This window comes from Shewanella sp. SR44-4, assembly GCF_014163715.1.
GTDB lineage: Bacteria > Pseudomonadota > Gammaproteobacteria > Enterobacterales > Shewanellaceae > Shewanella.
Map to the genome: position 1 here is coordinate 1 of NZ_JACJDU010000116.1, position 1,216 is coordinate 1,216.

Annotated in this window: 1 protein-coding gene; it reads left to right on the top strand. The window is 45.7% G+C overall.

Going from position 1 to position 1,216, the window contains the following annotated elements; genetic code table 11:
- Window positions 1-350: 350 nt before the first annotated feature.
- A partial coding sequence (locus tag H5125_RS21625) for a reverse transcriptase domain-containing protein (RefSeq protein WP_182745489.1) occupies window positions 351-1,216 on the top strand: 866 nt, incomplete at its 3' end.

A 1,216-nucleotide genomic window follows, 5' to 3' on the forward strand; every position in this document is an offset into this window, starting at 1 on the left:
AAGGTGCGTTATGTGATGAAACAGCGGAAGTGGTTAATACGCTGTAGCCAAAAGGCATGAGAGTTGGAAAGAGATTGCCCCATGCTCTTTCGTGATCAATACGCTCTCCGCACTATAGCGGGCATCTAACCTGACATTGCGCGACATACGGAACACGGTAAGCCTATATCGCTCCCTTTGGGAAAGCTGATTTGGCCGATAGTGATGTAGGTATAGGAGGTTGGAAAAAGCAAAAGCTGCATTGTAACGATGCAGATACAGACTTGTGTCTGGTCACGAAAGTGAGCCCACTTCCGACTGGTCTCCCGTTGCAAGATAATTTGAAGAACTTTATTCAAGGAGAAACGCAAATGATGATTTCAACAGAGATTAGTGCCTCTCCTGACAGCGCTCAATGGCAGTCCATAGACTGGAAATCTGTTGAACCGCATGTATTAAAGCTTCAGATGCGTATTGCAAAGGCAACACGAGAAGGGAAACACGGTAAAGCGAAAGCGTTGCAGTGGATACTGACTCACTCGCGTTCAGCAAAACTTCTTGCTGTTAAGCGTGTATCACAAAATAAAGGCAGTAAAACGCCTGGAATAGACGGTGTTATCTGGAATACAGATACCCGCCGCATGAAAGCAGTAAATCAATTGAGCAGGAAGGCATATCAAGCCAAACCACTCAAGCGTATCTATATCCCCAAAAAGAATGGCAAACTCAGACCTCTTGGTATCCCATGCATGATAGACAGAGCACAACAAGCGCTCCACCTTCTTGCATTAGAGCCTATATCGGAGACGCTTGCCGACCCTAACAGCTATGGATTTAGACCAAATCGTAGCACTGCTGACGCAGTCGATCAGTGCTTCAAATGTTTGGCTCTAAAGAAATCAGCACAATGGGTTCTTGAGGGAGATATCAAATCCTGCTTCGACAAAATCGGGCATCAATGGCTAATAGATAACATCGCCATCGATAAACGTATGCTGGAACAATGGTTAAAGTCTGGTTTTATGGACAAAGGGCTGTTTTATCGTACTGATGAGGGCACGCCACAAGGAGGGGTTATATCCCCAACCTTGATGCTAATGACTCTTGCTGGACTTGAGCAGCGTATAAAGTCTACAGCACTCAAAAAGGGTGCTAGAGCCAACTTTATTGGATACGCCGACGATTTCGTCGTCACCTGCGCTTCAAAGGAAGTGCTCGAGAACGATATCAAACCGTT